The sequence below is a fragment of the Nocardia puris genome (assembly GCF_036051655.1).
In the GTDB taxonomy this organism is placed as follows: domain Bacteria; phylum Actinomycetota; class Actinomycetes; order Mycobacteriales; family Mycobacteriaceae; genus Nocardia; species Nocardia puris.
This window is the reverse complement of record NZ_CP107943.1, coordinates 7,252,082-7,275,989: the sequence shown is the minus strand read 5'-3', so window position 1 is coordinate 7,275,989 and position 23,908 is coordinate 7,252,082. Positions and strand designations below refer to the sequence as shown.

Below are 23,908 nucleotides of genomic sequence, written 5' to 3'. Positions count from 1 at the left end.
CGTGTCCCTCAGTCCTCGGGGGCCGGCGGTTTGGCGGCCAGCGCGACGGCCTCGCCCACGCTGCCCGAACTCGTCGCCACGTAGACGACGTCGTCGGCCTGGACGATGGTCTTGCTGTCGGGCACCACGCCCTGCCCGAACCGCAGGATGAACGCGACGCGCACCGAAACGGCCTGTTCCAGATCGCGCACGGTGCGCCCGTACCAGTCCTCGTGCAGCGCCAGCTGCGCGACGGCCATGGTGCCGGTGGGGTCGCGCCAGGTGGTGGTGCTGGTGTCGCCGATGAGGGTGCGCAGGAAGCGGTCGGTGGTCCACGGCACGGTGGCGATGGTGGGGATGCCGAGCCGCTCGTAGACGGCGGCGCGCTTGGCGTCGTAGATGCGGGCGACCACCCGCTCCACGCCGAAGGTCTCGCGCGCCACGCGCGCGGAGATGATGTTGGAGTTGTCGCCGGAGGAGACGGCGGCGAACGCGTCGGCGCGCTCGATTCCCGCGCGGGTCAGCACATCCCGGTCGAAGCCGACGCCCAGCACCCGCTCGCCGGGGAAGTCCGCGCCCAGACGCAGAAACGCGCCCTCGTCCCGGTCGATGACGGTCACCTCGTGACCGACCCGGACCAGGGCGCGCGCCAGTGACGAGCCGACCCGCCCGCACCCCATGACCACTACGTACACCGTGCAACCTCGCTCTTGGACACCGTGGCGGACGCGCCGCGGCCTGTGGGCGCAACCGTACTCGCCACACGCGCCCATGGCCCATTTTCCCCGTCGGCCGCGAGGGCAAACCCGAATGTGGCACGCCACCGGTCCAACCCCCGGCGCGATCGGGCCACGAGGGATCTATGCTCGCTCCAGTGTCCAAGATGACGACGGCAGCCAAGCGGTTGCTGCTCGGCCGGCCGTTCCGTAGCGATTCGCTCGGCCACACCCTGCTGCCGAAGCGAATCGCGCTGCCGGTGTTCGCCTCCGACGCGCTGTCCTCGGTCGCCTACGCGCCGGAGGAGATCTTCCTCATGCTGTCGGTGGGCGGCGTCTCGGCCTACCTGTACGCGCCGTGGGTGGGCGTCGCGGTCGCCTTCGTCATGGCGGTCGTGGTGGCCAGCTACCGGCAGAACGTCCACGCCTACCCGTCGGGCGGCGGTGATTACGAGGTCGCGACCAAGAACCTGGGACCCACCGCCGGGCTCACCGTCGGCAGCGCGCTCCTGGTCGACTACGTCCTGACTGTGGCGGTGTCGATCTCGGCGGCCGCGTCCAACATCGGCTCGGCGATCCCGTTCGTCAACACGCACAAGGTGTTGTTCGCGGTGGTGGCCATCGCGTTGCTCACCGCGATCAACCTGCGCGGCATCCGCGAATCGGGCGCCGCGTTCGCGGTGCCGACCTACGCGTTCATGATCGGCATGTTCGCGATGCTGGGCTGGGGCCTGTTCCGCACGATGGTGCTGGGGGAGGAGCTCACGGCGGAGTCGGCCGGGTTCCAGCTGGAGGCCGAGGACAGCTACCTCTACGGCATCGCGCTCGCGTTCCTGGTGGCGCGGGCGTTCTCCTCGGGCTGCGCGGCGCTGACCGGTGTGGAGGCGATCAGCAACGGGGTGCCCGCCTTCCGGAAACCCAAGTCGCGCAACGCCGCGACCACACTGCTGATGCTCGGCGCGATCTCCATCACGCTGCTGATGGGCATCATCGTGCTGGCCCAGAAGGTCGGCATCGTCTACGCGCACGACACCGACCACCTGATCGGGGCGCCGCAGGACTACCACCAGAAGACACTCATCGCGCAGCTCGCGGAGACGGTGTTCCAGGGCTTCCCGGCCGGGTTCTTCTTCATCACGATCGTCACGGCGCTGATCCTCGTGCTGGCCGCCAACACCGCGTTCAACGGCTTCCCGGTGCTGGGTTCGGTGCTGGCGCAGGACCGCTATCTGCCGCGTCAGCTGCACACGCGCGGCGACCGGTTGGCGTTCAGCAACGGCATCCTGTTCCTGTCCGGCGCGGCGATCGCGTTCGTGGTGGTGTTCGGCGCCGAAGTGACCCAGCTCATCCAGCTCTACATCGTCGGGGTGTTCGTCTCGTTCGTGCTCAGCCAGACCGGCATGCTGCGGCACTGGACGCGCGCGCTGCGCACCGAGACCGATCCGGCGCAGCGGGCCAGGATGAAGCGCTCGCGGGTGATCAACGCCGTCGGCCTGACCGCCACCGGCGCGGTGCTGGTGATCGTGCTGGTGACCAAGTTCTTCGCGGGCGCGTGGATCGCCATCCTGACGATGGTGTCGATCTTCGTGGTGATGAAGATGATTCGCCGCCACTACGATTCGGTGGCCAGGGAGCTCGACGAGTACGAGTGGGACGGTGTGCTGCCCAGCCGCACCCATTCGATCGTGCTGGTCTCCAAACTACACCTGCCCACCCGTCGCGCCCTCGCCTACGCCCGCGCCACCCGCCCCGACACGCTCGAGGCGATCACGGTGAACGTGGACGACGCCGACACCAGGGCGCTGGTGCGGGAGTGGGAGCGCAGCGATATCACGGTGCCGCTCAAGGTGATCGAATCGCCGTATCGGGAGGTCACCAAGCCGGTACTGGACTACGTCAAGCGGGTGCGCCGCGACGCGCCGCGCGATGTGGTGACCGTGTTCATCCCCGAGTACGTGGTGGGGCACTGGTGGGAACAGGTGCTGCACAACCAGAGCGCGCTGCGCTTGAAGGGGCGGTTGCTGTTCGAGCCGGGCGTGATGGTGACGAGCGTGCCGTGGCAGTTGAGTTCGTCGGCGCGGGCGAAGCAGGCCGGTGTGATGAACGCGCCCGGTGCGTTCCGGCGCGGGTACGAGGACCGGCAGTGAGCGGGGACGGTTGTCGCGGCGCGGCTGTGAGCGGGCTCGGCAGTGAGGTGACGCTGTGAGCGGAACTTCTTGGTACGGAAGAACTTTCGAGATTCACCTCGGCCCGCCGGGGCACGGCGGGTTCTGCGTCGGCAGGCACGAGGGCCGGGTGGTGTTCGTGCGGCACGGACTGCCCGGCGAACTGGTGCGGGCGCTGGTGACCGAGGATCGCGGCGGATCGTTCTGCCGCGCCGACGCCGTGGAGATCCTGGAAGCGTCGGTCGACCGGGTGCCCTCGACGTGTCCGGTGTCGGGGCCCGGGGGAGCGGGGTGCTGCGATTTCGCGCACGCCACCCCGGCGGCGCAGCGGGCGCTGAAGGCGGCGGTGGTCGAGGAACAGCTGCGGCGGGTGGCGCGTATCGAGCGCGAGGTCGTGGTGGAGCCGGTGGCCGGATACCCCGCCGACGCGTCGACGGGCTGGCGCACCCGGGTCCGGCTGCCCGTCGACGCCGAGGGCCGGGCCGGGATGCACCGGTATCGGAGCGCGTCGGTGATCCCGGATCTGCGCTGCCCGCAACCTGTTCCGCGCGCGATGGACGGGCTGGCCGACCGGCTGTGGACACCGGGCGCGGACCTGGTGGTGACGGTCGACGGGGACGGCGTGCGCCATGTGGTGGAGGTCGCGCCCGCCGAAACCGGTGGGCGGGGCGGTCGTTCAGGTCGTGGGGGCGGTAGGGCTGGGCGTGCGGCGGAGGACCGTCGTGGGCGCGGTAGTGCTGATCGTGGGAGTGCGGGGCACGGCGGTCGTGGGCGCGGCGGGGCCGATGGTGAGCGTCCCGGGTCCAGCGGGCGTGGGGCCGGGGATTCTGGCTCCGGGCGCGCCGGTGGCTCGCGTCCGGGCAGGGCGGAGGGATTCCCGGCGGGACCCGGTCGGCGGGACCGTCCCGGAGGCGAGCGTCGCGGCGATGAGCCGCTTGCCGCGCCCTTCGACAGCGGATCGGCGAGCGGCGGCTCGGTGCCGGAACCCGGTGGGGGAGAAGGGGTGCCGAGCCGCCGCCAGGCGATGGCGCGCCGGGCCGCCGCGCACGCCGATCGCGTCGAGTACGTGATCGAAGGCACCGGCCGTGCCGTCGAGTACGTGGCGGGCCGCCGCTGGGAGGTCTCCTCGACAGGCTTCTGGCAGGCGCATCGTCTTGCCGCCCAGTGCTATTCGGACGTGGTCGCCGACTGGGCCGGACTGTCACCGGGCGCGCGCGCCTGGGATCTCTACAGCGGCGCGGGCGTTTTCGCGGCGCGCTTGGCCGAAGCGGTCGGCCGGACGGGCGCGGTGCTGGCCGTCGAATCGGCCCGCCCCGCCGTCGCCGACGGTCACGCCGCCCTGCGCGACCTTCCCTGGGTGGACCTGCGCGCCGACCGTGTCGAACGCTGGATCGGCGCCCACACCGTCACGCCGGACGCCGTCGTCCTCGACCCGCCCCGGGCGGGCGCGGGCCGCGACGTGATCACCGCCCTCACGGCGGCCGCCCCCGATCGCATCGTCCACATCGGTTGCGACCCGGCCTCTTTCGCCCGCGACCTCGCCCTCTACATCGAGGCCGGGTACCGCCTGTCCGCCCTACGCGCCTTCGACGCCTTTCCCTCCACCCACCACGTCGAGTGCCTGGCCCTGCTCGAACGCTGAGCGGGGCGGGCTTCACCGGATCTTGGTATCGGCCGTGGCCGGCCGAACATCCTGCCCCCGCCACGATCGGCCGTGGCCGCCGGGAATTCGCGGGTGCGCTATGACCGGGCGCGTCGCCAGAGCTGCCTGGTGACGGCCATGGCGGCGAACGCTCGCGACCCACGTCGCGGCGGCGATCGCCGAGACGCTCAGGCGCTCCAGGCCGGGTTGCGGCCGAGGTAGCGCAGCAGGGCGGTGGTGGGGTCCTCGTTCGGGGCCACCTCGTCGGCCGGGGCGTAGACGCCGTAGGCGCGCAGCGGCTCGACGAACTGGCGTGCCGCGTCGAGCAATTCGCGCGACATCTCCGGGGTGAGGGGCGAGGGCTGGCCGGTGGCCAGGGCGATGTCCCAGGCGTGCACGGCGGCGTCGAGCGCGCAGGCGGCGACGCCCAGCGCGGGCGGCATGGAGTTCGGCGGGACCGGGACGGGAATTTCGGTGGCGTCGGGGGAAACGGTGCCGAACGCGTCGGCGGCGGCACTCACCGCCTTCTCGACGAGGGCGACCGGGTCGCCGGACAGCGTGCCCGACGGGGCGAAGGGATCCTCCTCGGGGCCCGGCCCGCCGGTGAGGAAGGCGGCGAATCCGAGCTGATCGCCCGCGGAATGCTGCACGACCTGCGTGACATTCCACTCCGAGCAGGGTGTGGGCGCGGCCCACTGGTCCGCGCGTACCCCGGCGACGGTGGTGCGCAGGGCGTCGTGCGCGGCGTCCAGCAGGGGCCAGGTGTGCTGCGTCATGATGTGCTCCTTCGTTCGGCGTTGACACCACTGTAGCGGAATGAAGCATTCCGTTCCAGTGGTGCGCCGAACTCTTCTCACCCTGTTTCGCGGCAGCGGTCGCAGATCACTCCAGGCGCCAAGTGGCGCGCAGGGTGGCGTTCACCTCCGATTCGCCGAGTTCCACCTGCACCGAGCCGCCGTATTCGGCGATCGGCGCGGCCATGGCGCGCATCTTCGGCGCGAAAGACGGTGCGGCGGCGGTGTTCTCGGTGATCTCCAGCACCTCGCCGAGGGTGCGTCCGGCGCGTTCGGCGTAGCGGCGCGCGCGGCCGAGCGCGTCGTCCCAGGCCGCGTCGCGGGCGCGGGCGAGCAGGTCGGCCTGATCGGCGAAGGTGAGGGTGAGCCCGCCCAGCCGCACATCGTCACCGCCGGCTTCCACGGCCCGCGCGAGGATGTCGGCGGGCCCCGGATCGCCCGCCAGATCGCGCAATGCGATCACCAGATCCGACGTCGCCACGTACCCCGTCACCCGATTCCCCTGCCCCTCCGTCCACACCGTCTCGCTGCGCACCGACAACCCACCGGTCGCGATGTCGGTGTCCCCCACGCCGTTCCCGCGCAACGACGCCGTCACCGCCGCCACCCGCTCCCCGGCCCGCCCGTAGGCGATCGCCACCGTGCTGGCCCGCGACTCCACCGACAACGTCACCCGCATCAGATCCGGCTTCTCCCGCACGCTCCCCGCCCCGAACGTCGTCACCACCCCGTCGACCTTCTTGCCCATTACGTCACCTCTTGTCTCGGATTCGATCGGTCCCATCCTTCAACGGCTACCCGACGATGATCGTCCCCTCGTCGTTCGCTTGCTCACGTGCCACGGTCGTGCGTTCTCGATCGACGCGCCGCGTCCAACTTGGTGAGGCGTTGTCGGACTGCTCAGCTCGTGTCGGCTGCGTCGTGCCGCCGCCCGAGATCGGGCGTGGGCTCCTCCGGTACCCTTGACCAGCGTGTTCGGCAATACGCCTGTGCCGCAAGGTCTTTCCGGTGCCCGGCCTTGGATACAGGCGATCGAGACGGTGTCGTATGTATCGCGGCGGCGGCCGGTGCAGCCACCGCGCGATGTTGTCATTGTCGGCGCGCGTGCAGATGAAGCTATCGCAATGTACGAGCGAGTCGCGGCATACGTGTGTCCGAGTGAGCGGTCCTTCGCGCCCGTCCGCTATATAGGATTCTACTGCGACAAGAAGATCGAGCCGTATTTTCCGGCTGTTGAAGAGGTGGTCGTACCCACTCGGTGGAGTGGCGATGAGGACTGCGCCACGGCTGGAAGGGTGGTGAGCAATTCCAAGTGTTTTTGTTGTCGGAGAAACGTGCATCGGAAACGCTGACTCGGCCCGGAGATACGCCGATCGTGCACAAGAAGACGGGTCGCGGCTCGGCCTTCGTGCAGTACAAGAGGTATTTCGCGCACTCGGCGCTCATGGCGGCGGATGACACTGAGCATCTCTCGTGATGTCCGTTCCGAATGCGACCGGCGCAGCCGCTCCCCGGACTGCGTGGGCAACGCTGTTCGTGACACTGGTGCGCAGACCAGTGGGTCACGTCTCCGGGAGACATGAGACTCGCTCTACGGAGTGTTGCTGGGCGGCGCGGTCGGAATGCAGCGCCGGCCGGCGACGGTTACGAAGTGAAGAAAATCGAGCGCGCGATGACGCGTACGGGCGCGAGTGTGCTCACGACCTTCACCCCGGGCTTCGCGATCCGGACCTGCTGGGGCTGCTTTCCGAGTGGTCGAGCGGATGCTCGCCGATTGACCGTGCGGACACTCATCGGGGTAATCCCTTGTCCGCCAGCAGAATTAGTTTCTAGTAGTCCCCGCCCCGCACGGCGATGGCGCGCACCGCCGCGTCCATCTGCGCGTAGGCACCGGCGGCGAGGCGTTCCAGCAGCGCGAGTTTGAGGTGGGGAGCCTTCTCGGTGAGGGCGTCGAAGCGCGGTGGCGGGAGGACGGCGACGCGGACGCGGGAATCGGCGCGGACCTCGTTGACGAAGGGCCCGCCGACCAGCATGGGGATCTCGCCGAAGGACATCCCCGCCGACAGCGTCACCAGGCGGTGGGTGCGGCCGTCGCCGCCCTCGAAGGTGATCCGCACGCGCCCCTCGAGGATCAGGTACAGCCCGGATCGTTCGCTGCCCCGCCGCGCGATCACTTCGCCGCGTGCGATGGTGCGGGTCTCGAAATCGGCCGCGAGACGGGCGCGGTCGTCGGCGCTCAACGCGGCCAGCAGGGGATGTTCGGCGACGGTGATGGACACGCACGCCTGCTGGCCGGCCGGACGGTGCCGCTCCAGCACGATGTCCTCGCACCACTCCGTCGCGGTGTCGCGGTCCACGAACACCCGCCCGCGCGGGTCACGCGGGTCCAGGCTCGACACCAGGTGCCCGAGCTTGGCGTCGGGATCGACCAGCGCCACCCGGCATCCGGCCGCCGCGAGTTCGCGCTGCAACCCGTCGAGCATCGTCACCGCGATCGCGCTCACGTCGCCGACTCGGCGCAGATCGATCACCAGCGCGTCCAACTCCCCGGCCTGCGGTTCGATCACCCGCACGGCCCGTTCCGCACCGGCGAACAGCAGGTCGCCGTGCAGTTCGTACACCCGCGCGCGCGACCCGTGCGCGTCCAGCACGGCGATCTCCTCGGGGCTGCGCCGCCGCCGCGACGGCACCTCCGCCACCGTGTAGTCCGCGCGAATGGCGGCGCGCGCCGCCCGCGTGACGTGCAGGAAGTGCAGTTCCAGCCGTCGCGAGAGCTCGCGGCAGGCGGCCACGCCGCGCACGCTGTTGCCGTGCTCGTCCAGGCGCGGGGAGTACACGGCGATGCCGATCTGGCCCGGCAGCACCGCGAGGATGCCGCCGCCCACCCCGCTCTTGGCGGGCAGCCCGACGGTGGACACCCAGTCGCCCGCCGCGTTGTACATGCCGCACGTGGTCATCACGCTCAGCACCTGTTCGGTGAGCGCCGTGGACAGCGCGCGCTCCTTGGTGAGCGGGTTGACGCCGTTGTTGGCCAGCGTCGCCGCCATGATCGCCAGATCGCGGCAGGTGATGTCGACCGAGCACTGCCGGAAGTAACGGTCCACCGCGTCGTCGGGGTCGGCGTCGAGGATGCCGAAGGAGCGCAGCATGTAGCCGATCGCGCGGTTGCGATAGCCGGTGCGCGCCTCGGAGGCGTACACCGCTTCGTTCAGCGTCAGCTCGCGGCCCGCGAACCGCGAATACGTGCGCCGCACCCGCTCGAACTTGTCGGCGGCGTCGCGGCCGTCCACCAGGGAGGCGGCGGTGATCGCGCCCGCGTTGATCATCGGATTGCGCGGGCGCTCGGTGACGGGGTCGAGGCTGATCTCGTTGAAGGGCTCCCCGGAGGGCTCCACATCGATGCGTTCCGCCACCGCCGCGAGCCCGCGATCGGCCAGGGCCAGCGCGTAGGTGAACGGTTTGGAGATGGACTGGATGGTGAACGGCAGGTCCACATCACCGGTGCCGTAGACCCGGCCGTCGGCGGTGGCCAGGCACAATCCGAACGAATCCGGGGGCACCGCGGCCAGTTCCGGGATGTAGTCGGCGGGCGCGCCGGAGGTGTCGGCCCGGCACAGGGCGTACACGTCCTCGACGATCCCGGCGACCACACCGGGATCGACCGCGCGCGGAACCTCGGCGATGGGGGCGGCCACAGGACAACTGTAAAGGGCGGGCGCGCACCGCGGCTGGAACGCCGCAACCCCGTTCCGTCAACGTGACGGGTGCGATGCCGTCCTTCGTCGGCAGTGCCCTGACCGGGCGGGTACGGTTGGGAGAACAGCCGGACACCGGAAGGTGTCCGCGTATGTCCGGTCTCACAGCCCGTGGCGGAGGTGTCGGGTGCGGGCGGTTGTCGGGCAAGGGCATCCGTCGCACCTCCGTAGACTGACCGGATCAGAAGCGCTATCCGGAGGGAGCGAGTTCAGGTGGGAGTCCTTTCCCGGGTCGACACGCCCGAAGACCTGCGCCGGCTGACCGTGGCCGAGGTGCGGGAGCTGGCGGAGGAGATCCGTGAGTTCCTGGTGACGAAGGTCGCCGCGACGGGCGGTCACCTCGGCCCCAACCTCGGTGTGGTGGAGCTGACCATCGCGCTGCACCGGGTGTTCGACTCGCCGGCCGACCCGCTCATCTTCGACACCGGCCACCAGGCCTACGTGCACAAGATCCTCACCGGTCGCAAGGACCAGTTCGACGGCCTGCGCAAGCGCGGCGGACTGTCCGGCTACCCGAGCCGCGCCGAGAGCGTCCACGACTGGGTCGAGTCCTCGCACGCCTCGGCCGCGCTGTCCTACGCCGACGGCCTGGCCAAGGCGTTCGCGCTCACCGGTCAGCGGGACCGGCACGTGGTCGCGGTGGTCGGCGACGGCGCGCTCACCGGCGGCATGTGCTGGGAGGCGCTGAACAATATCGCGGGCGCCCCCGACCGCTCCGTGGTGATCGTGGTCAACGACAACGGCCGCTCCTACGCGCCCACCATCGGCGGGCTCGCCGAGCGGCTCACCGCGCTGCGCACCCAGCCCGTCTACGAACACGCGCTGGACGCGGGCAAACGCCTGCTCAAGAGCATTCCCCGGGTCGGGGAGTCGGCGTATTCGATGGTGCACGCGGTCAAGGCGGGCATCAAGGACGCGGTGAGCCCGCAGGAGCTGTTCGGCGATCTCGGGCTCAAGTACGTGGGCCCGGTCGACGGGCACGACGCCGCCGCGATGGAATCGGCGCTGCGGCGGGCCAAGGACTTCGGCGGCCCGGTCGTGGTGCACGCGGTGACGCAGAAGGGCCGCGGGTACGCGCCCGCCGAGAACCACGTCGCGGACCAGATGCACGCCTGCGACCCGATCGACCCGCTCACCGGCGAACCCGTCGGCGGTCCCAAGGCGGTCGGCTGGACGTCGGTGTTCTCCCAGGAACTCATCGCGCACGCCGAGCGCCGCGACGACATCGTCGCCATCACCGCCGCCATGCCGGGTCCCACCGGGCTGGCCGCGTTCGGCGAGCGGTTCCCGGACCGCATGTTCGACGTCGGCATCGCCGAACAGCACGCGATGGCGTCGGCGGCCGGCCTGGCGCTCGGCGGGCTGCACCCGGTGGTCGCCATCTACTCGACCTTCCTCAACCGCGCGTTCGACCAGCTGCTCATGGACGTCGCGCTGCTGAAGCAGCCGGTCACGGTGGTGCTGGACCGCGCGGGCATCACGGGCACCGACGGCGCCAGCCACAACGGCATGTGGGATCTGTCGGTGCTGGGCATCATCCCCGGCATCCGGGTGGCGGCCCCGCGTGACGCGGCCACGCTGCGCGAGGAGCTCGCCGAGGCGCTGGCCATCAGCGACGGCCCCACCGCCGTGCGGTTCCCGAAGGGCAGCGTCGGCGACGACATCGCCGCCGTGGAGCGCCTGGACGGCGTGGACGTGCTGCGGCTGCCGGAGGGCGACGGCGGTTCGGCGCAGGCCCAGCGCGGCGACGTGCTGGTGGTGGCCGTGGGCTCGTTCGCCTCGTGCGCACTGCGCGTCGCCGAACTGCTCGAGCCCGAGGGCGTGAAGGTCGCCGTCCTCGACCCGCGCTGGGTGCTGCCGGTCTCCGACACCATCGTGAAGCTGGCCGAGAACTACCGCCTGGTGGTGACGCTGGAGGACGGCGGCCTGCACGGCGGCATCGGCTCCACCGTCTCGGCGCGGCTGCGCGCCGCCGGACTCGACGTGCCGACCCGCGATCTCGGTGTACCGCAGGCGTTCCTGGACCACGCCTCGCGCGGCGAGGTGCACGAGGAGCTGGGGCTCACCCCGGCCGATGTCGCGCGCCGCATCCGCGGCTGGCTCGACGCCCGCTGATCCGGGGGTTCCCACCCGTTCGACCGAGGTGCGGTGCTGGCCGTAGGGAAGCATCGGCGGCTGGGGTGTCTGCGGGTGGTGCGCCGGGGCGACACCGTCTACCTGGTGTGGCTCCGGCCGCCCGAGGTGACCGTCGCACAACCCGGCGCGAAGGCGCGCACCGCATCCGACCGCTCACGAGTCAGGCCCGCATGGTGCTGCGGCAAGGGGTGTATCTGCCCCCGTTCGGGGAACTGGCCGACCCGCGCGCCATCGCCGAGCAGCGCGGCACCCTCGACGGTTTCGAGGTCACCCTCGCTGTGCCGCCGGAACGCGACGGCGAACGTGCCGCCTACGAACGGCCGGCGCCACCTGGTGGCTGCGCCAGCTCCCCGAAATCTCTTCCCGCGAAGAAGCTTTCACGCTGGCGCGGCGCGGGCCCTCCTGCGAAGGGGCGACGCGGCGGCGCCTACTTCTCGGCGGTCAGCGCCGCCGCGAGCACGGGGACGGCGAGTTCGCGCTGCCACGGCCGCGCGCCGCCCGACTTCAGGAAATCCTCTATCGCCGAGGACAATTCGGCCGCGTCGGCGCGCTGGTAATCGGGCAGGCCGTCCCAGCACAGGCGGCGCACGAGGTCGGGGGAGAGCAGGTTCTCCACGGGAATGCTGTGGCGCGTGGACAATTCGCCCATGGCGGTGCGGGCGCGGGTGAGGCGGGCGGCGGCGGCCGGATCGCGGCGCTCCCAGCGGTTCACCGGCGGCGGCCCGTCGAAAGGCTGTGTGAGCGGCGGGAGTTCGCTGTCGGGCAGGGTGCGGGCGCGGTCCACGGCGCCCAGCCATTCCCGGGAGTAGCGGCGCTGGCGCGGCCCGCCGAACACCGGGAGGGCGCGCAGTTGCGCGATGGTGCGCGGGTCGGCGGAGGCGGCGGCGACGATCGCGCTGTCGGGCAGGATCCGGGCGGGCGCCACATCGCGGGAGCGGGCCAGCGCGTCGCGGGTGGTCCACAGCTCGCGCACCACCGCCAGCTGTCTGGTCTTGCGCAGCGTGTGGATGCCGGAGGTGCGCCGCCAGCGGTCCGCCTTCGGCGCGGGCGGCTCGTTGGTCCGCACGTGCTCGAATTCCTGTGCGGCCCAGTCGTTTTTGCCCTGCTCGTCCAGATCGGCGGCGACCGAGTCGCGCAGTTCCAGCAGCAGTTCCACGTCCAGCGCGGCGTAGTTGAGCCAGTCAGCGGGCAGCGGCCGGGTGGACCAATCCGCCGCGCCGTGCCCCTTGCGCAGCGCCCGGCCGAGTAGTCGCTCCACCATCGCGGCGAGCCCGACGCGCTCGTAGCCGGCCAACCGACCGCCCAGCTCGGTGTCGAACAGCCGCGCCGGGCGCAAGCCCAGCTCCGCCAGCCCCGGCAGGTCCTGGTCGGCCGAATGCAGCACCCACTCGAGTTCGTTGATCGCCTCGGCCAGCGGGGTGAGCGCGTCGGTCACCGGGATCGGGTCGATCAGGAAGGTGCCCGCGCCCGCGCGGCGCAGCTGGATCAGGTAGGCGCGCGCCGAGTAGCGGAAACCGGACGCGCGCTCGGCGTCGACGGCGAGCGGGCCGTGCCCCGCGGCGAGGGCGCGGGCGGCGGCCGCGACCTGCTCGGCGGTGTCGAGCACCGGTGGCACCCCGTCGGCGGGCGCGAGCAGTGGTTCCGCTGGGTTCTCTCCCGCGCTGCGCCCCTCGTCGGGCTGGTCTGCTTCCGGCATAGACCTGAACTTTACGTTGTGGTCAGGTACGTACGTTGCTGGTATGCGACTCCGGGTGCGCGGAAAGGCTCCCGGGAACGCCCGGCGCGACTCCGATACGTCCCCGGGTGAGCACCAAGATCGCCAGCCCCGCGCACGCCATCACCACCGTGTCGACCCATTGCAGCCGAGGTTCGATGGCGGCGGCGACAAACCCGTAGCAGACGTTCGACACCGTGTGCGCGACCACGGCGACCATCGTGTTCGCGCCGGCGGCGTTGTAGAGCCACCCCAGGACGACGGACAGGCCGTCGTCGACACGATATACAGCGCGAAGTTCGAATCGCATCGGGCGACTTCCGGATTCCACTACAGCGGCAGGTGCCACACCGACCAGGCGAGCCCGAGCACCAGGTTCGCCGCCCACGGCGCGAGCACGCGCTGGAGCCAGGGCAGCGCGTAGCCGCGCCGGACGACTGCGCGTCACGGGCCAGAAGCGCCGCCGGTATCCAGGCGGCCCAGGTGAGGGGGAACGCGGCGAGGAAGAACGGCACCGGTCGGCCGCGTGTCGGCGCGGTCGGCTGGGTCGGCATGGTGGCTCCCGGAGATCGGTGTGACAGGAGCGGCCGAAGTAACCAGCGGAGACGTCATCGGGCATCGCTACGCGGAGCGAGTCTCGGGTGAGCGGGTGACACCGGAGGGTTACGCGTCGTTGCTTGTGTAGGGGTCTGGGCGCAGATGTGTCACCCCGGCCGGGGGCAGCCCCGCCGAATAGGCGAGCACCTCGCAGAACGCCTCCACGTGCGGGCGCATCTCGGTGGTGAGCGCGGTCCAGGAGGCGCGCAGCTCGAGCTGGTGGGCGCGCGGCGGGCCCGCGATATCGCCGTAGCGGACCGAACTCGTCGCGGTGACGGTGCCGCCGAGCGCCGTGTACGGCTCGGCGCGCGACTCCAGCGAATCCACCAGCCAGCTCCACGCCACCTCGGGCAGCAGTGGGTCGTTGGCCAGCGAGGCATCGATATCGGCCTGCACGTAGGCGACCAGCCGGAACACGCCGTGCCACGCGTCGTCGCCGTCGGGATCGTGCAGCAGGATCAACCGCCCGAACGCGTCGCCCTCGGAATCGACCGGCACCACAGGGGTTTCGGGATGTTTGACTTCCGCGCCGATGGCGTAGGAGTACGGGGCGAGGCGCTGTGGGGGCCGGATGGGCGCGAGCTCGATCCGGGGATGCACTGTCGCGGTGCCCATCGCCTCGACCGCGGCGCGGAAGCGAGGTGGCTCGCCCGGGGGTCCTTCGGTCGGTGCGGCGCCGTCGCGGAAGTCGAGCGGTGTCACAAATGCGACGGTAGACCCTGGGCGCTCCCGGCGGGCGGAGGCGCGCCGCCGGAGATGCCCGCCGCCCGTGCCGGAGCGGTCGCGGGCCCGCCTACGATAGCGGTGATGAGCACCTACACCCGCCGCCGGTTGACCGACGCCCCGTTCCTGGCCGCCGCCACCGGCGCGACCCCGAGCAGGCGTCCCGTGTGGTTCATGCGCCAGGCCGGCCGCTCGCTGCCCGAGTACCGGGAACTGCGCGCGGGCATCGGCATGCTGGAGTCCTGCTTCGATCCGGAGCTGGTGTGCGAGATCACCATGCAGCCGATCCGCAGGCACGGCGTGGACGCGGCGATCCTGTTCTCCGACATCGTCGTTCCGCTCAAGGCGGCCGGTGTGGACCTCGACATCGTGCCCGGTGTGGGTCCCGTCGTGGCGTCGCCGGTGCGCACACTCGACGATGTGCGCAAGCTCCCGCGCCTGCGCCCCGAAGAGGTCGGCGCGGTCACCGAGGGCGTGCGGCTGCTCACCGGCGCGCTCGGGCAGACCCCGCTGATCGGGTTCGCCGGCGCGCCCTTCACGCTCGCGTCCTACCTGGTGGAGGGCGGGCCCAGCAAGAACCACGAGCGCACCAAGGCGATGATGTACGCCGACCCCGCCACCTGGCACGAGTTGCTCGGCGTGCTCACCGACATCACGATCGTGTTCCTCCAGTCCCAGCTCGCGGCGGGCGTGGACGCGGTCCAGCTGTTCGACTCCTGGGCCGGCGCGCTCTCGCTGGCCGACTACCGCCGGTTCGTGCTGCCGCACTCCGAGCGGGTCTTCGCCGAGGTCGCCGACGCGGGCGTGCCGCGCATCCACTTCGGCGTCGGCACCGGCGAGTTGCTGGGCGCGATGGGGGAGGCGGGCGCCGACGTGGTCGGCGTCGACTGGCGCGTGCCGCTCACCGACGCCGTGCGCCGCGTGGGACCCGGAAAAGCGTTGCAGGGCAACCTCGATCCCGCCGTGCTCTTCGCCGGGTCCGCGGCGGTCGAGGCCGAAGCGCGGCGCATCGCCGCCGAGGCCGATGAGGCGATCGTGCTGGGTGCGAGCGGGCACATCTTCAACCTCGGGCACGGGGTGCTGCCCGATACCGATCCGGGTGTGCTGACCGCGCTGGTGGAACTCGTCCACGAACTCTGAGTGGAAGGGGGCTCGGGCGGGAGTCGGGGCCCAGGGTGCCGTCGGACTGCCAGATCGGGCGCGACGGTCGGGATCGGGGCGGTTGGATCCAGGCTGCGTCGGGGCTGACGAGGTCAGGCCGAGGCGTCGGGATCCGGGCGGCAGGCGGCTCGGCACCCGAACGCGCTGCGGATCGGGGTGTGTCCTCGCAGCGGCTTCTCTCGGGCTCGCGTCCGGTAGGCATGGCCGAACGGCGAGTATCCGGATTGCCGTGCGCTGCGTTCGTGCTCGTCGGCCGCGCCGCGCTCGTGGTCCGACTCACGCGCCGGTGATCTGCACGCGCTGCGTGGGGACGGCACCGGGGCGCACTGCGAAGGCTCGGCGTGATCCAGCGAACATCCGGTGGGTCGGGCGGTCGCCGTGCGCAACGGGCGGGCTACGGTCGGGGCATGAGGATCGCGATTGTCGGGGGCGGGATCAGTGGGCTGGTCGCGGCGTACCGGTTGCGGTCGCGGCTCGGGGCCGATGCGGATCTGGTGGTGCTCGAGCGGGGGGAGCGCGCGGGTGGCATCCTGCACACCGGTGAAGTCGGCGGGGAGACAATGGATCTCGGGGCCGAGGCGTTCGTCGGACGCAGGCCCGAGGTGCCCGCACTGCTGCGGGAACTCGGCATCGAGGATCAACTCGTCACCCCCGCGGGGCTGCGGCCCCTGATCTGGGCGGACGGGTCGGCGCATCCGCTGCCGCCGCGTACGCTGATGGGCATCCCCTCCGACGCCGAATCCCTGCGCGGCCTCGTCGACAGCGACACCCTGGAGCGGATCGCCACCGAATCGACCCGCCCGCTGGCCTGGTACCGCGACGCCGACCTCGACGTGCACAGCCTGGTGGCCGACCGTTTCGGCACGCAGGTCGTGGAGCGCAGCGTCGACCCGCTGCTCGGCGGCGTGTACGCGGGCAGTTCTCGCTCCATCGGTGTGCGCGCCGCCCTGCCCACCTTGGCCGCCGCCCTCGACGCGGGCGCGACCTGCCTCACCGCCGCCGTCGCGGCCGCCCTGCCGCCGCCGTCGGACGCCCCGGTGTTCGGCGGCCTGCGCGACGGGTACCGCGTACTGCTCGACGCCCTGCTGGACGCGTCGAAGGCGCGCGTGGTCACCGGCACGGCCGTCACGCGGCTGGCCAAGTCGACGCGCGGGTGGGTGGTGGACCCGATCGGCGCCGTCGACGGCGTGGTGCTCGCGACGCCCGCCCCCGCCACGGCACGGCTGCTGCGCCACCTGGCTCCCGCCGCCGCCACCGCCGCGGCGGGCATCGAACTGTCCTCCTCCGTGGTGGTCGCCCTGTCCCTGCCGCACGACACCCCGCTGCCGCAGCACTCCGGCATCCTCGTCGCCACCGGAGAGCCGTTGCGCGCCAAGGCATTCACCCTCTCCAGCCGCAAGTGGCCGCACCTGGCCGACCGCGACACCGCCCTCGTGCGCGCCTCCTTCGGCAAATTCGGCGACGACAAGCCACTGTCCTGGTCCGACGACGAGCTCGTCACGGCCGCCACCGAGGACCTGTCGACGGTCACCGGCATCCCTCTCACCCCGCTGGCCGCCACAGTCCGACGCTGGCCAGGCGCCCTGGCCCAGTACGCCCCAGGCCACCTCGACCGCATCGCCGAACTCGAAACCGCCACAGCCGATCTCGACGGCCTCGCGCTGGCCGGCGCCTACCTCCACGGCGTCGGCGTCCCCGCCTGCGTCGCCTCCGGAGACGCCGCCGCGGAGCGCGTGGCCGCCGCCTTGGCCTGAGCCGAACCACCGGGCACAACAAGTTACCGTGACGGACGGGCCACCTCTACCGAACTCGGTCGTCGAGGTCGATGCGGATGGTGAGCATGCGCCCGCCCGTGGCGAGTCGTCGCAGGGCGAGGCCGTCCAACCGGTAGAGCGGGCGTCCCCGACCGAGTTCCGCGTGCCGGGCGCGCGCGTCGTCGTCGGGCAGCAGGTGCGCGGTCCCCGTCCGCCAGCGCGCCCGCGCGCCGTCGCGGCCGCGGCTGGGCCGCGCCTTGATCCGGACTCGCGGGTTCGCGCGGATGTTGTGCACATAGGCGTTGTCCGCCCGCCCGGCGATCAGCCAGAACGTGTTGCCTCGCAACCCATTCGCCACCGGAACCTGCCGCCGCTGCCCCGTCCGCCTGCCGACGGTCTCCACCAGCGCGAACGTCGGCGGCGCCACCCCCGCCCGCAGCGCCGCACTCATCAGCGGATGCATAACCCGGCGATTGAACGCCACCTCCCACGTCGACAGCCCCATCACCATCCCCTCCTCCGCGTCGCCGCCAGCGTACCGTGCACCGATGCCCCGACTGACCCACCGCCCGCTGCTCTACCTCGACGTGGACGGACCCCTCATCCCGTTCGGCGCGACGACCCGCGACCTGCCGGGTGGGTACCCGTCCTTCCCTCCGGAGCCACCCGCCTCGGCGAATCCCTTACTGGCCCGGCTGAATCCGGCCCTCGGCGCCCGGCTGATCGCCTTGGACTGCGAGCCGGTGTGGGCGACGACCTGGCGGGACGAGGCCAACGACGAGGTCGCACCGCGAATCGGCTTGCCGCGCTTGCCGTTCGTGGACTGGCCGGACCAGGACGACGAGGAACTCCGGCACCGGAAGACCCGTCCCCTGGTCGACCACGCCGCGGGCCGACCCTTCGTCTGGCTCGACGACGAGATCACCGACGCCGACCGCGCCTGGGTGACCACCCACCACCCCGCCCCCGCCCTGCTCCACCGCGTGGACCCGCGCTACGGACTCACGGACGCCGACTTCGACGCGCTCACCACGTGGCTGCGCACGAGCGCGCGGTGAGGGCGGCCACCCCGGCCGTATCGCGGCGTACTCGACCGGCAGCATCCCGGCACCTGGCATGCGATTGCGCGCCGCGTAGCCGCGCACGCCGACGCCCATCCGCTGCGCGACCGCCTCACCGATCTCTGCGCTCAACTTCCCGACGCCACCCTCGACCTTTGGCACGAACAGGACGCCGGGGCAGCGCATTCCGGCTGCGGCTACTGGACGATCACCGGTACGCGACGGGTCCGACGAGCATCGCACGATCGAGGATTCCCGGGACGAACCGCACTCCGGTGAGCTTCGCGGCCGAGGCGAAAGCTCTCGGCAGGGCAGCGGAGTAGTCGGTGTCCCGATCACTGTCGTCCCAGTCGCCCTCGTCGTCCCGCATGTCCAGCGTCATGCCGAGCTCCCGCATGAACCCGTTGAGCCGGTCGGGCTCGGCGCCGTGTCGGCGGTGGGGACAGTCCAAGGGTGAGTAGCCCGTGACAATCGTGCCGTCGATCGCGAGCACGAGGCTGCCCTCGGCGTAGTCGTGCCGTGCATGGTGGCAGGCGTCACCGACAATCGGCGGCTGGACGCGGACCCGCCGGCCAACAGCCCCGACCGACCGGCCGACCGCGCCCCAGTGGCACGATGGGATTCATGGCGCGACTCGATTACCAAGCACTCAATTCCACGATCCGGTACCTGATGTTCTCGGTGTTCCAGGTGCAGCCGGGCGTGCTCGGCGACGACCGCGCGGCCGCCGTGAAGGAGGCCCGCGCGTTCTTCGACGGGCTGGCCGACCGCGACGTCGTGGTGCGCGGGATCTACGACGTCGCGGGAATGCGCGCCGACGCCGACTTCATGATCTGGACCCACGCCGAGCGCGTCGAGGATCTGCAGGCCGCCTACGCCGACTTCCGCCGCACCACCGAACTGGGCCGCGCCAGCGCCCCGGTGTGGAGCACTGTGGCGCTGCACCGGCCCGCCGAGTTCAACAAGAGCCACATCCCCGCGTTCCTGGCGGGGGAGGACGCGGGCAACTACATCTGCGTCTACCCGTTCGTGCGCTCCTACGAGTGGTACCTGCTGCCCGACGAGGAACGCCGCAAGATGCTGGCCGACCACGGCAAGGCCGCCCGCGGCTACCCCGACGTGCGCGCCAACACGGTCAGCTCGTTCGCGCTGGGCGATTACGAGTGGATCCTGGCCTTCGAGGCGCCCGAACTGCACCGCATCGTGGATCTGATGCGGGATCTGCGCGCCACCGAGGCACGGCTGCACGTGCGCGAGGAGATCCCGTTCTTCACCGGTCCACGGGTGGAGATCGACAAGCTCATCGCCGCGCTGCCCTGAGCCTCGAGGCGGCCTGATCACCGCCCCGGCCTGCGCACACCCGCATGCCCCGGGTTTTCGGGGCATGCGTTGCGTATCGCGCAACCCTTACTCTTCGCTCAGCGTTCGGTCGGCTACTCGGCTGCGCTGTCCGAGGGGTGCAGCCGCAGTGCGACGGAGTTGATGCAATAACGCTTGTCGGTGGGCGTGGGATATCCCTCGCCCTCGAAGACGTGGCCGAGGTGGCTGTGGCAGTTCGCGCACAGCACCTCGACACGGTGCATACCCAGCGAATCGTCGGACCGCAGGATCACGGCGTCGGAGTCGGCCGGATCGAAGAACGACGGCCAGCCGCAGTGCGAGTCGAACTTCTCGGTGCTGCGGAACAACTCGGCGCCGCAGGCGCGACAGCTGTACACGCCTTCGGTCTTGGTGTCGGTGTACTCCCCGGTGAAGGGACGTTCGGTCGCGGCCTCGCGCAGCACCGCGTACTCGGCCGGATCCAGCTTGGCGCGCCATTGCTGCGGCGTGAGCTGGATCCGGGGCGCGGGTAGGGACGTGTCGGCGTCGGAACTCATTGCTCCACGCTAATACGTTTCTCCTCTTCGAGCTTCGTGCCATTCCTGACCTGCGCGGATTCGGGCTGGGTGACCGTGACAGGCGGCTGTTGCGGCCCGCGCGGATCGGGGGCGTCGCGCATCCACGCCGGATCGAGAACCGGCAGCCTGCCCTCGCGGCGCGCGGCCAGATACCGGTCGGCCAGCACGCAGAACACGACGATGATCAGCAGGCCCCAGCCGAATGTGATGCGAAGGTACTCGAGGTTGCGGCCGAGACTCTGCCAACGGTCCGACAACCACTTGTCGTAGGACAGGAACCCGAAGATCGCCAGCCAGGCCGGCCAGTTCCGCAGCACCGAATTGCGCAGCACCACCGACATCAGGAAGGGGAACAACAGCATCGAGTAGTACATCTGGCCCAGTCCGGCCAGCAGGAACTCCGCGAGCAGCAGCACGCCGGAGGACGTGGTGACGAAGAACAGTTCGTCCTCGCGGTAGTACCGGTACAGCAACCACAGCGAGATCGCGACCAGAGCGCACATGCCGAGGCGGATGCCCCACATCAGCGGATCGGGCAGACCGTAGTAGGCGGCGTTGCCCGGGACGGAGCTGTTGAAATAGTCCCTGGTCTCCAGCAGATACGGCAGGGTTCTGGCGAGGAAATCGCCGGCGTCCACATGCAGTGGCCACGCGATGACGTTCAGCGCGACCGGTACGCCGATCGCGGTGATGAACACCTTCCACTGTCCGCGCGCCGCCGCCACCAGCACCAGCGGCGCCAGCGTGGGTTTCACCGTGATGCTCAAACCCAGTATCGCCCCCGCCCAGAGGTCTCTGCGTCGTAGCAGCAGGTGCAGGAAGATCAGTTCCGCCAGCAGGATGCAGCCGTTGACATTGGTGAAGACCAGTGTGTTGATGACCGTCTCGGACATGAACATGGCCAGCAGCAGCGCGGGTGCGGCGACCGAGCGCACCGTGTAGTGGAACAGCTTCAACAGTAGGTACCAGGCCAGCAGGATGGCGACCGCGTTGAGCAGGATGAACAGCCACCGGGACTTCTCCGGATCGATCAGCGCGATCGGCGCGATCAGCAGTGTGCCGCCCGGTGGGTACAGGTAGTGCGGATCGACCGAGTCGAAGTTGGCGGTGTACACGGGCTGGCGGTTGAGGAAGGCCAGCGACGCGTTGTAGACCGGCTTGTAGTCATCGGTGACGAACCCGTTGACAGCCTTGATGAAGACCCGATTCAGCACCGTCATGACCGCGAGCGGCCAGAGTGCGAACTTGATCACCTCGGCGGTGGTGCGAGCAGTCCGGGGCTCGAGCTGTCGAAGTAACACTGGGGCACGGTACACCGGCCGGGCGGCGAATAGGTTGCCGGGATATGTCTCGGCGTGCCGGAGGCGACGATGCGCGACCGCTATCGGACCGGCCGGCCGGGCCGCGCCGAGATCATCGCCTGACCGGAAGCGGCTCGAGTGATCAGGCCGGGCAGGCGCTGCCGTCCTGGGGCAGCCGGGCCTCGGCCAGGTAGTCCTGCAGCAACCGCTGGGCGCATCCCGAATGGTTGACCACCGGATGGCCCCAGCCCTGCCAGCGCGCCGTGGCGTGCCGCGCGCCCGCGACACCCAGCGCACCCGTGACCGAGGAGGCGCCGTCCGCTCCCACGACCGGGTCGGCGACCCCGCCCAGCACCAGCACCGGGACCGCGATCCGCTGCGGCAGCGTTGCCGTCGCTGACACCGGCCACGCCGAGCAGTCCAGCAGCGCCAGCGCCGCCGAACGCCCGAACACCGGGAACTTCTCGCCCCAGTCGCGCATCAGCTCGGTCGCCTTGGCGGCGGTGGGCGGCTGCTGGGTGTCGGTGCAGCGGTTCACGAACTGGCCGTCGCTGGCGGTGGCCGCCGATTCGCGCAGGATCAGCGCGCCGAGCGCGGCGCGGTCGCCCCGTCCGGCCGCCGAGAGCGAGTCGGCCAGTTCGCCGACACGATCGGCCTGATCCGAGCGCGGGCTGCCCAGGAAGCCGGTGATCGCGGTGAGCAGGGCGTTGGCCGAGATATCGCCCAGCTCGCCCGCACCGGCCCGGCGCACCAGATCGGCCACCGCGCCGCGCGGATCGGGCCCGAGCGAACATCCGACGCCCACGCAGCGCTGCGCGAACGCGGTGAGCGCCGCCTCCGCGCCCTGCAGGCGCTGCTCCTCGGCGGTGACGGCGTCGGTGCCGACCGCCTCGGGGGAGTCGAGCACCAGCCGCGACACGTGGTCGCCGAATTTGCGCACGTAGTTCAGCGCCACGTGCGCGCCGTTGCCGGTGCCCAGCAGGTCGATGTGCTCGACCTCCCACTGCCTGCGCAGCTGTTCGATGTCGTCGGCGGCGTGGGAGGCGTCGAAAGTGTTCTCGTAGGGCTGCAGGAAGTCGCGGCAGGCGATGGTGGAGTCCCGGCTCAGCGCGGCCATCGCCTGCACCGGATCGCCCGCGCCCGGCCCGAACTGGGCGTTATCGGCCAGCGGATCGCGCAGTTCCGGCGGCAGGCAGTCGATCGGCTGCGACGTGCCGATTCCGCGCCGGTCCACCGCCACGACGGGGCGGTTCGCCAGCACGCCCACGCCCGCGGGGCCGACGGCGAGACCTGCCAGTGTGGCGGTCGAGGAGCGGTCCGAGCCCGAGGTGAGCACCAGCGGCGGCGCGTCGGCGGGCGTCTGCGCCAGCTTCGCCCGCATGGCGCCGTTGCGGAAGTTGCCGAGCACGGTGCCCGCCGAGTCGATCGGCGTGGAGTACTCGGCGCATTCGAGCACCAGCCCGGCGGGCGCGGGGCCGAGCCCGAGCAGGCGCAGCGTCGACTCGGTGCAGTCGCGCCAGCTCAGATCGGATTTCGGCGCGGTCGCGCGGGGCGGCGGGGGCGGTGTGGCGTCGGTGGTCTCGCCGCCTCCGCCCACGGCGGGATGCTCCACCGCCACACCGGGACGGTCGGAGGGGCCCGCGCCGCAGCCGGCGACCAGGATCGAGAGAGCCGCGGTGAGCACGGCGGCGCGAGTCCAACGCATGCGCTACAGCCTGCCAGGTTCGCGCGCGTGTTTCATCGACGGGCCCATCGGGTCAGTACCGTGCCGTCGGTGTCGAGCAGCACGTGCGCGCGGTGCAGCGGGCGGCGGAACTCGTGCGCCGACAGCGAGATTCGCCGGGCCGTGCCCCCGACGAGCAGCGGCGCGGTGGTCACGCACAACTCGTCGACCACGTCGGCTTCCAGCAGTTCGCCGAACAGATGCGGCCCGCCCTCGCACAGCACGCGCGGGAGACCGCGCTCGGCCAGCACCCCCAGCAACCCCTTCGGCGTCACCGCGACACCACCCGCCTCGATCACCTCGCCGCCCGCCTCGGCCAGTGCGCGTTTGCGATCGGCGGGCGCGGTGGCGGTGGTGAGGATCAGCGGCGGCACGGCGGCGTCGGTGAACAACCGGCACCCCGGGTCCAGCGCCGCGCTCGCCGTGACCACCGCGATCGGCGGCGGCGTGCCGTCGGGGTGCCCGCCGAACCCGCGCTCGTGCAGCGCGCGGCGCCGGGCGGCGTCGGTGCGGGCGCCGCCGTAGTTCTCGGCGCGCACCGTACCCGCGCCGACCAGCACCACATCGGCCAGATCGCGCAGGAGCATGAACACCGTCTTGTCGGCCGGGGTGCCCAGGCCCGCGGTGACGTCCTCGCTGGTCGCGGCTCCGTCGATGCTGGTGACGAAATTCGCTCGCACCCAGGGCGCGTCGGGCTCGGCCGGGTACGCGTACAACTCGGCCAGCTCCTCGGAGCTCAGGTCTGTGAGCTGGATCGCATTGGGGATACGCTGCATGAAATCAGATCAC

At 71.2% G+C, this 23,908-nt stretch carries 20 protein-coding genes; 7 read left to right on the top strand and 13 right to left on the bottom strand.

All coding sequences use genetic code 11. From position 1 onward, the window contains the following. Nucleotides 1-8 precede the first annotated feature (8 nt). Nucleotides 9-674: a potassium channel family protein gene (locus OHB21_RS33755; RefSeq protein WP_067504398.1), complete on the bottom strand. Its 666-nt coding sequence runs from the start codon at nt 672-674 to the stop codon at nt 9-11. A 179-nt stretch (nt 675-853) separates the two neighbouring features. Between OHB21_RS33755 and OHB21_RS33750 the strand changes: the two genes are divergently transcribed. Both OHB21_RS33750 and OHB21_RS33745 read left to right on the top strand, forming a co-directional pair. Next, nucleotides 854-2,842: an APC family permease gene (locus OHB21_RS33750; protein WP_067504395.1), complete on the top strand. Its 1,989-nt coding sequence runs from the start codon at nt 854-856 to the stop codon at nt 2,840-2,842. 55 nt (nt 2,843-2,897) lie between these two features. Beyond that, a complete protein-coding gene (locus OHB21_RS33745) occupies nt 2,898-4,502 on the top strand; it encodes a class I SAM-dependent RNA methyltransferase (RefSeq protein ID WP_324192083.1) in 1,605 nt (534 codons plus the stop codon). A gap of 188 nt (nt 4,503-4,690) precedes the next feature. Here the strand turns inward: OHB21_RS33745 and OHB21_RS33740 are convergent, their stop codons facing one another. The 3 genes from OHB21_RS33740 to glsA all read right to left on the bottom strand — a co-directional run bounded on the left by OHB21_RS33740 (nt 4,691) and on the right by glsA (nt 8,991). Further along, nucleotides 4,691-5,278 carry a TIGR03086 family metal-binding protein gene (locus OHB21_RS33740; RefSeq protein ID WP_067504392.1) on the bottom strand — a complete coding sequence of 196 codons (588 nt, stop codon included), beginning with the start codon at nt 5,276-5,278 and terminating at the stop codon, nt 4,691-4,693. Nucleotides 5,279-5,384: 106 nt separating this feature from the next. Further along, the gene (locus OHB21_RS33735) at nt 5,385-6,044 is read right to left on the bottom strand and encodes an SIMPL domain-containing protein (RefSeq protein ID WP_067504388.1); all 660 of its coding nucleotides are present in this window, start codon (nt 6,042-6,044) and stop codon (nt 5,385-5,387) included. Between the two features lie 1,081 nt (nt 6,045-7,125). Further along, nucleotides 7,126-8,991 carry a glutaminase A gene (gene glsA, locus OHB21_RS33730; protein ID WP_407675064.1) on the bottom strand — a complete coding sequence of 622 codons (1,866 nt, stop codon included), beginning with the start codon at nt 8,989-8,991 and terminating at the stop codon, nt 7,126-7,128. 273 nt (nt 8,992-9,264) lie between these two features. Between glsA and dxs the strand changes: the two genes are divergently transcribed. After that, nucleotides 9,265-11,166, top strand: a complete 1,902-nt coding sequence (dxs, locus tag OHB21_RS33725) for a 1-deoxy-D-xylulose-5-phosphate synthase (RefSeq protein ID WP_067504385.1) — start codon at nt 9,265-9,267, stop codon at nt 11,164-11,166. A 448-nt stretch (nt 11,167-11,614) separates the two neighbouring features. Here the strand turns inward: dxs and OHB21_RS33720 are convergent, their stop codons facing one another. The 3 genes from OHB21_RS33720 to OHB21_RS33710 form a co-directional block, all read right to left on the bottom strand. Beyond that, complete coding sequence (locus OHB21_RS33720; RefSeq protein WP_067504382.1) at nt 11,615-12,883, bottom strand: ribonuclease D; 1,269 nt, start codon at nt 12,881-12,883, stop codon at nt 11,615-11,617. 22 nt (nt 12,884-12,905) lie between these two features. After that, nucleotides 12,906-13,211, bottom strand: coding sequence for a hypothetical protein (locus OHB21_RS33715; RefSeq protein WP_067504379.1), 306 nt, complete (start codon nt 13,209-13,211; stop codon nt 12,906-12,908). Between the two features lie 353 nt (nt 13,212-13,564). Next, complete coding sequence (locus OHB21_RS33710) at nt 13,565-14,200, bottom strand: DUF3000 domain-containing protein (protein WP_084537361.1); 636 nt, start codon at nt 14,198-14,200, stop codon at nt 13,565-13,567. 105 nt (nt 14,201-14,305) lie between these two features. Here OHB21_RS33710 and hemE point away from each other — a divergent pair, with 105 nt between their 5' ends. Both hemE and OHB21_RS33700 read left to right on the top strand, forming a co-directional pair. Beyond that, nucleotides 14,306-15,361 (top strand): uroporphyrinogen decarboxylase, encoded by a 1,056-nt coding sequence (gene hemE, locus OHB21_RS33705; RefSeq protein WP_228790870.1) that lies wholly within the window; start codon nt 14,306-14,308, stop codon nt 15,359-15,361. A 428-nt stretch (nt 15,362-15,789) separates the two neighbouring features. After that, nucleotides 15,790-17,136 carry a protoporphyrinogen oxidase gene (locus tag OHB21_RS33700; RefSeq protein ID WP_195125594.1) on the top strand — a complete coding sequence of 449 codons (1,347 nt, stop codon included), beginning with the start codon at nt 15,790-15,792 and terminating at the stop codon, nt 17,134-17,136. A 46-nt stretch (nt 17,137-17,182) separates the two neighbouring features. Here the strand turns inward: OHB21_RS33700 and OHB21_RS33695 are convergent, their stop codons facing one another. Continuing rightward, complete coding sequence (locus OHB21_RS33695) at nt 17,183-17,641, bottom strand: nitroreductase/quinone reductase family protein (RefSeq protein WP_195125595.1); 459 nt, start codon at nt 17,639-17,641, stop codon at nt 17,183-17,185. Nucleotides 17,642-17,684: 43 nt separating this feature from the next. Here OHB21_RS33695 and OHB21_RS33690 point away from each other — a divergent pair, with 43 nt between their 5' ends. Then, nucleotides 17,685-18,194, top strand: coding sequence for an HAD domain-containing protein (locus OHB21_RS33690; protein ID WP_195125596.1), 510 nt, complete (start codon nt 17,685-17,687; stop codon nt 18,192-18,194). Nucleotides 18,195-18,405: 211 nt separating this feature from the next. Here OHB21_RS33690 and OHB21_RS33685 read toward each other — a convergent pair whose 3' ends face one another. After that, nucleotides 18,406-18,744 (bottom strand): DUF6461 domain-containing protein, encoded by a 339-nt coding sequence (locus tag OHB21_RS33685; RefSeq protein WP_267898894.1) that lies wholly within the window; start codon nt 18,742-18,744, stop codon nt 18,406-18,408. Between the two features lie 77 nt (nt 18,745-18,821). Here OHB21_RS33685 and hemQ point away from each other — a divergent pair, with 77 nt between their 5' ends. Beyond that, the gene (gene hemQ, locus OHB21_RS33680) at nt 18,822-19,517 is read left to right on the top strand and encodes a hydrogen peroxide-dependent heme synthase (protein WP_067504556.1); all 696 of its coding nucleotides are present in this window, start codon (nt 18,822-18,824) and stop codon (nt 19,515-19,517) included. Nucleotides 19,518-19,630: 113 nt separating this feature from the next. On the opposite strand, the gene msrB is transcribed toward hemQ, so the two are convergent. The 4 genes from msrB to OHB21_RS33660 form a co-directional block, all read right to left on the bottom strand. Continuing rightward, a complete protein-coding gene (gene msrB / locus OHB21_RS33675) occupies nt 19,631-20,074 on the bottom strand; it encodes a peptide-methionine (R)-S-oxide reductase MsrB (protein ID WP_067504361.1) in 444 nt (147 codons plus the stop codon). Next, nucleotides 20,071-21,411, bottom strand: coding sequence for a glycosyltransferase family 87 protein (locus tag OHB21_RS33670; RefSeq protein ID WP_067504357.1), 1,341 nt, complete (start codon nt 21,409-21,411; stop codon nt 20,071-20,073). The genes msrB and OHB21_RS33670 overlap by 4 nt, the downstream gene beginning before the upstream one ends. Before the next feature lie 127 nt (nt 21,412-21,538). Continuing rightward, on the bottom strand, nt 21,539-23,101 hold the full coding sequence (locus tag OHB21_RS33665; protein WP_195125597.1) for an alpha/beta hydrolase: 1,563 nt from the start codon (nt 23,099-23,101) through the stop codon (nt 21,539-21,541). Between the two features lie 32 nt (nt 23,102-23,133). Further along, nucleotides 23,134-23,895 (bottom strand): pyrimidine reductase family protein, encoded by a 762-nt coding sequence (locus tag OHB21_RS33660; RefSeq protein WP_113974914.1) that lies wholly within the window; start codon nt 23,893-23,895, stop codon nt 23,134-23,136. Nucleotides 23,896-23,908: the final 13 nt, after the last annotated feature.

What these genes read in the sequence shown, in the direction of transcription:
- OHB21_RS33695 (WP_195125595.1), bottom strand. Translation starts at nt 17,641, where the DNA reads ATGGGGCTGTCGACGTGGGAGGTGGCGTTCAATCGCCGGGTTATGCAT.
- OHB21_RS33690 (WP_195125596.1), top strand. Translation starts at nt 17,685, where the DNA reads ATGCCCCGACTGACCCACCGCCCGCTGCTCTACCTCGACGTGGACGGA.
- OHB21_RS33720 (WP_067504382.1), bottom strand. Translation starts at nt 12,883, where the DNA reads ATGCCGGAAGCAGACCAGCCCGACGAGGGGCGCAGCGCGGGAGAGAAC.
- OHB21_RS33735 (WP_067504388.1), bottom strand. Translation starts at nt 6,044, where the DNA reads ATGGGCAAGAAGGTCGACGGGGTGGTGACGACGTTCGGGGCGGGGAGC.
- OHB21_RS33665 (WP_195125597.1), bottom strand. Translation starts at nt 23,101, where the DNA reads ATGCGTTGGACTCGCGCCGCCGTGCTCACCGCGGCTCTCTCGATCCTG.
- hemE (WP_228790870.1), top strand. Translation starts at nt 14,306, where the DNA reads ATGAGCACCTACACCCGCCGCCGGTTGACCGACGCCCCGTTCCTGGCC.
- msrB (WP_067504361.1), bottom strand. Translation starts at nt 20,074, where the DNA reads ATGAGTTCCGACGCCGACACGTCCCTACCCGCGCCCCGGATCCAGCTC.
- hemQ (WP_067504556.1), top strand. Translation starts at nt 18,822, where the DNA reads ATGGCGCGACTCGATTACCAAGCACTCAATTCCACGATCCGGTACCTG.
- OHB21_RS33660 (WP_113974914.1), bottom strand. Translation starts at nt 23,895, where the DNA reads ATGCAGCGTATCCCCAATGCGATCCAGCTCACAGACCTGAGCTCCGAG.
- OHB21_RS33740 (WP_067504392.1), bottom strand. Translation starts at nt 5,278, where the DNA reads ATGACGCAGCACACCTGGCCCCTGCTGGACGCCGCGCACGACGCCCTG.
- OHB21_RS33700 (WP_195125594.1), top strand. Translation starts at nt 15,790, where the DNA reads ATGAGGATCGCGATTGTCGGGGGCGGGATCAGTGGGCTGGTCGCGGCG.
- OHB21_RS33715 (WP_067504379.1), bottom strand. Translation starts at nt 13,211, where the DNA reads ATGCGATTCGAACTTCGCGCTGTATATCGTGTCGACGACGGCCTGTCC.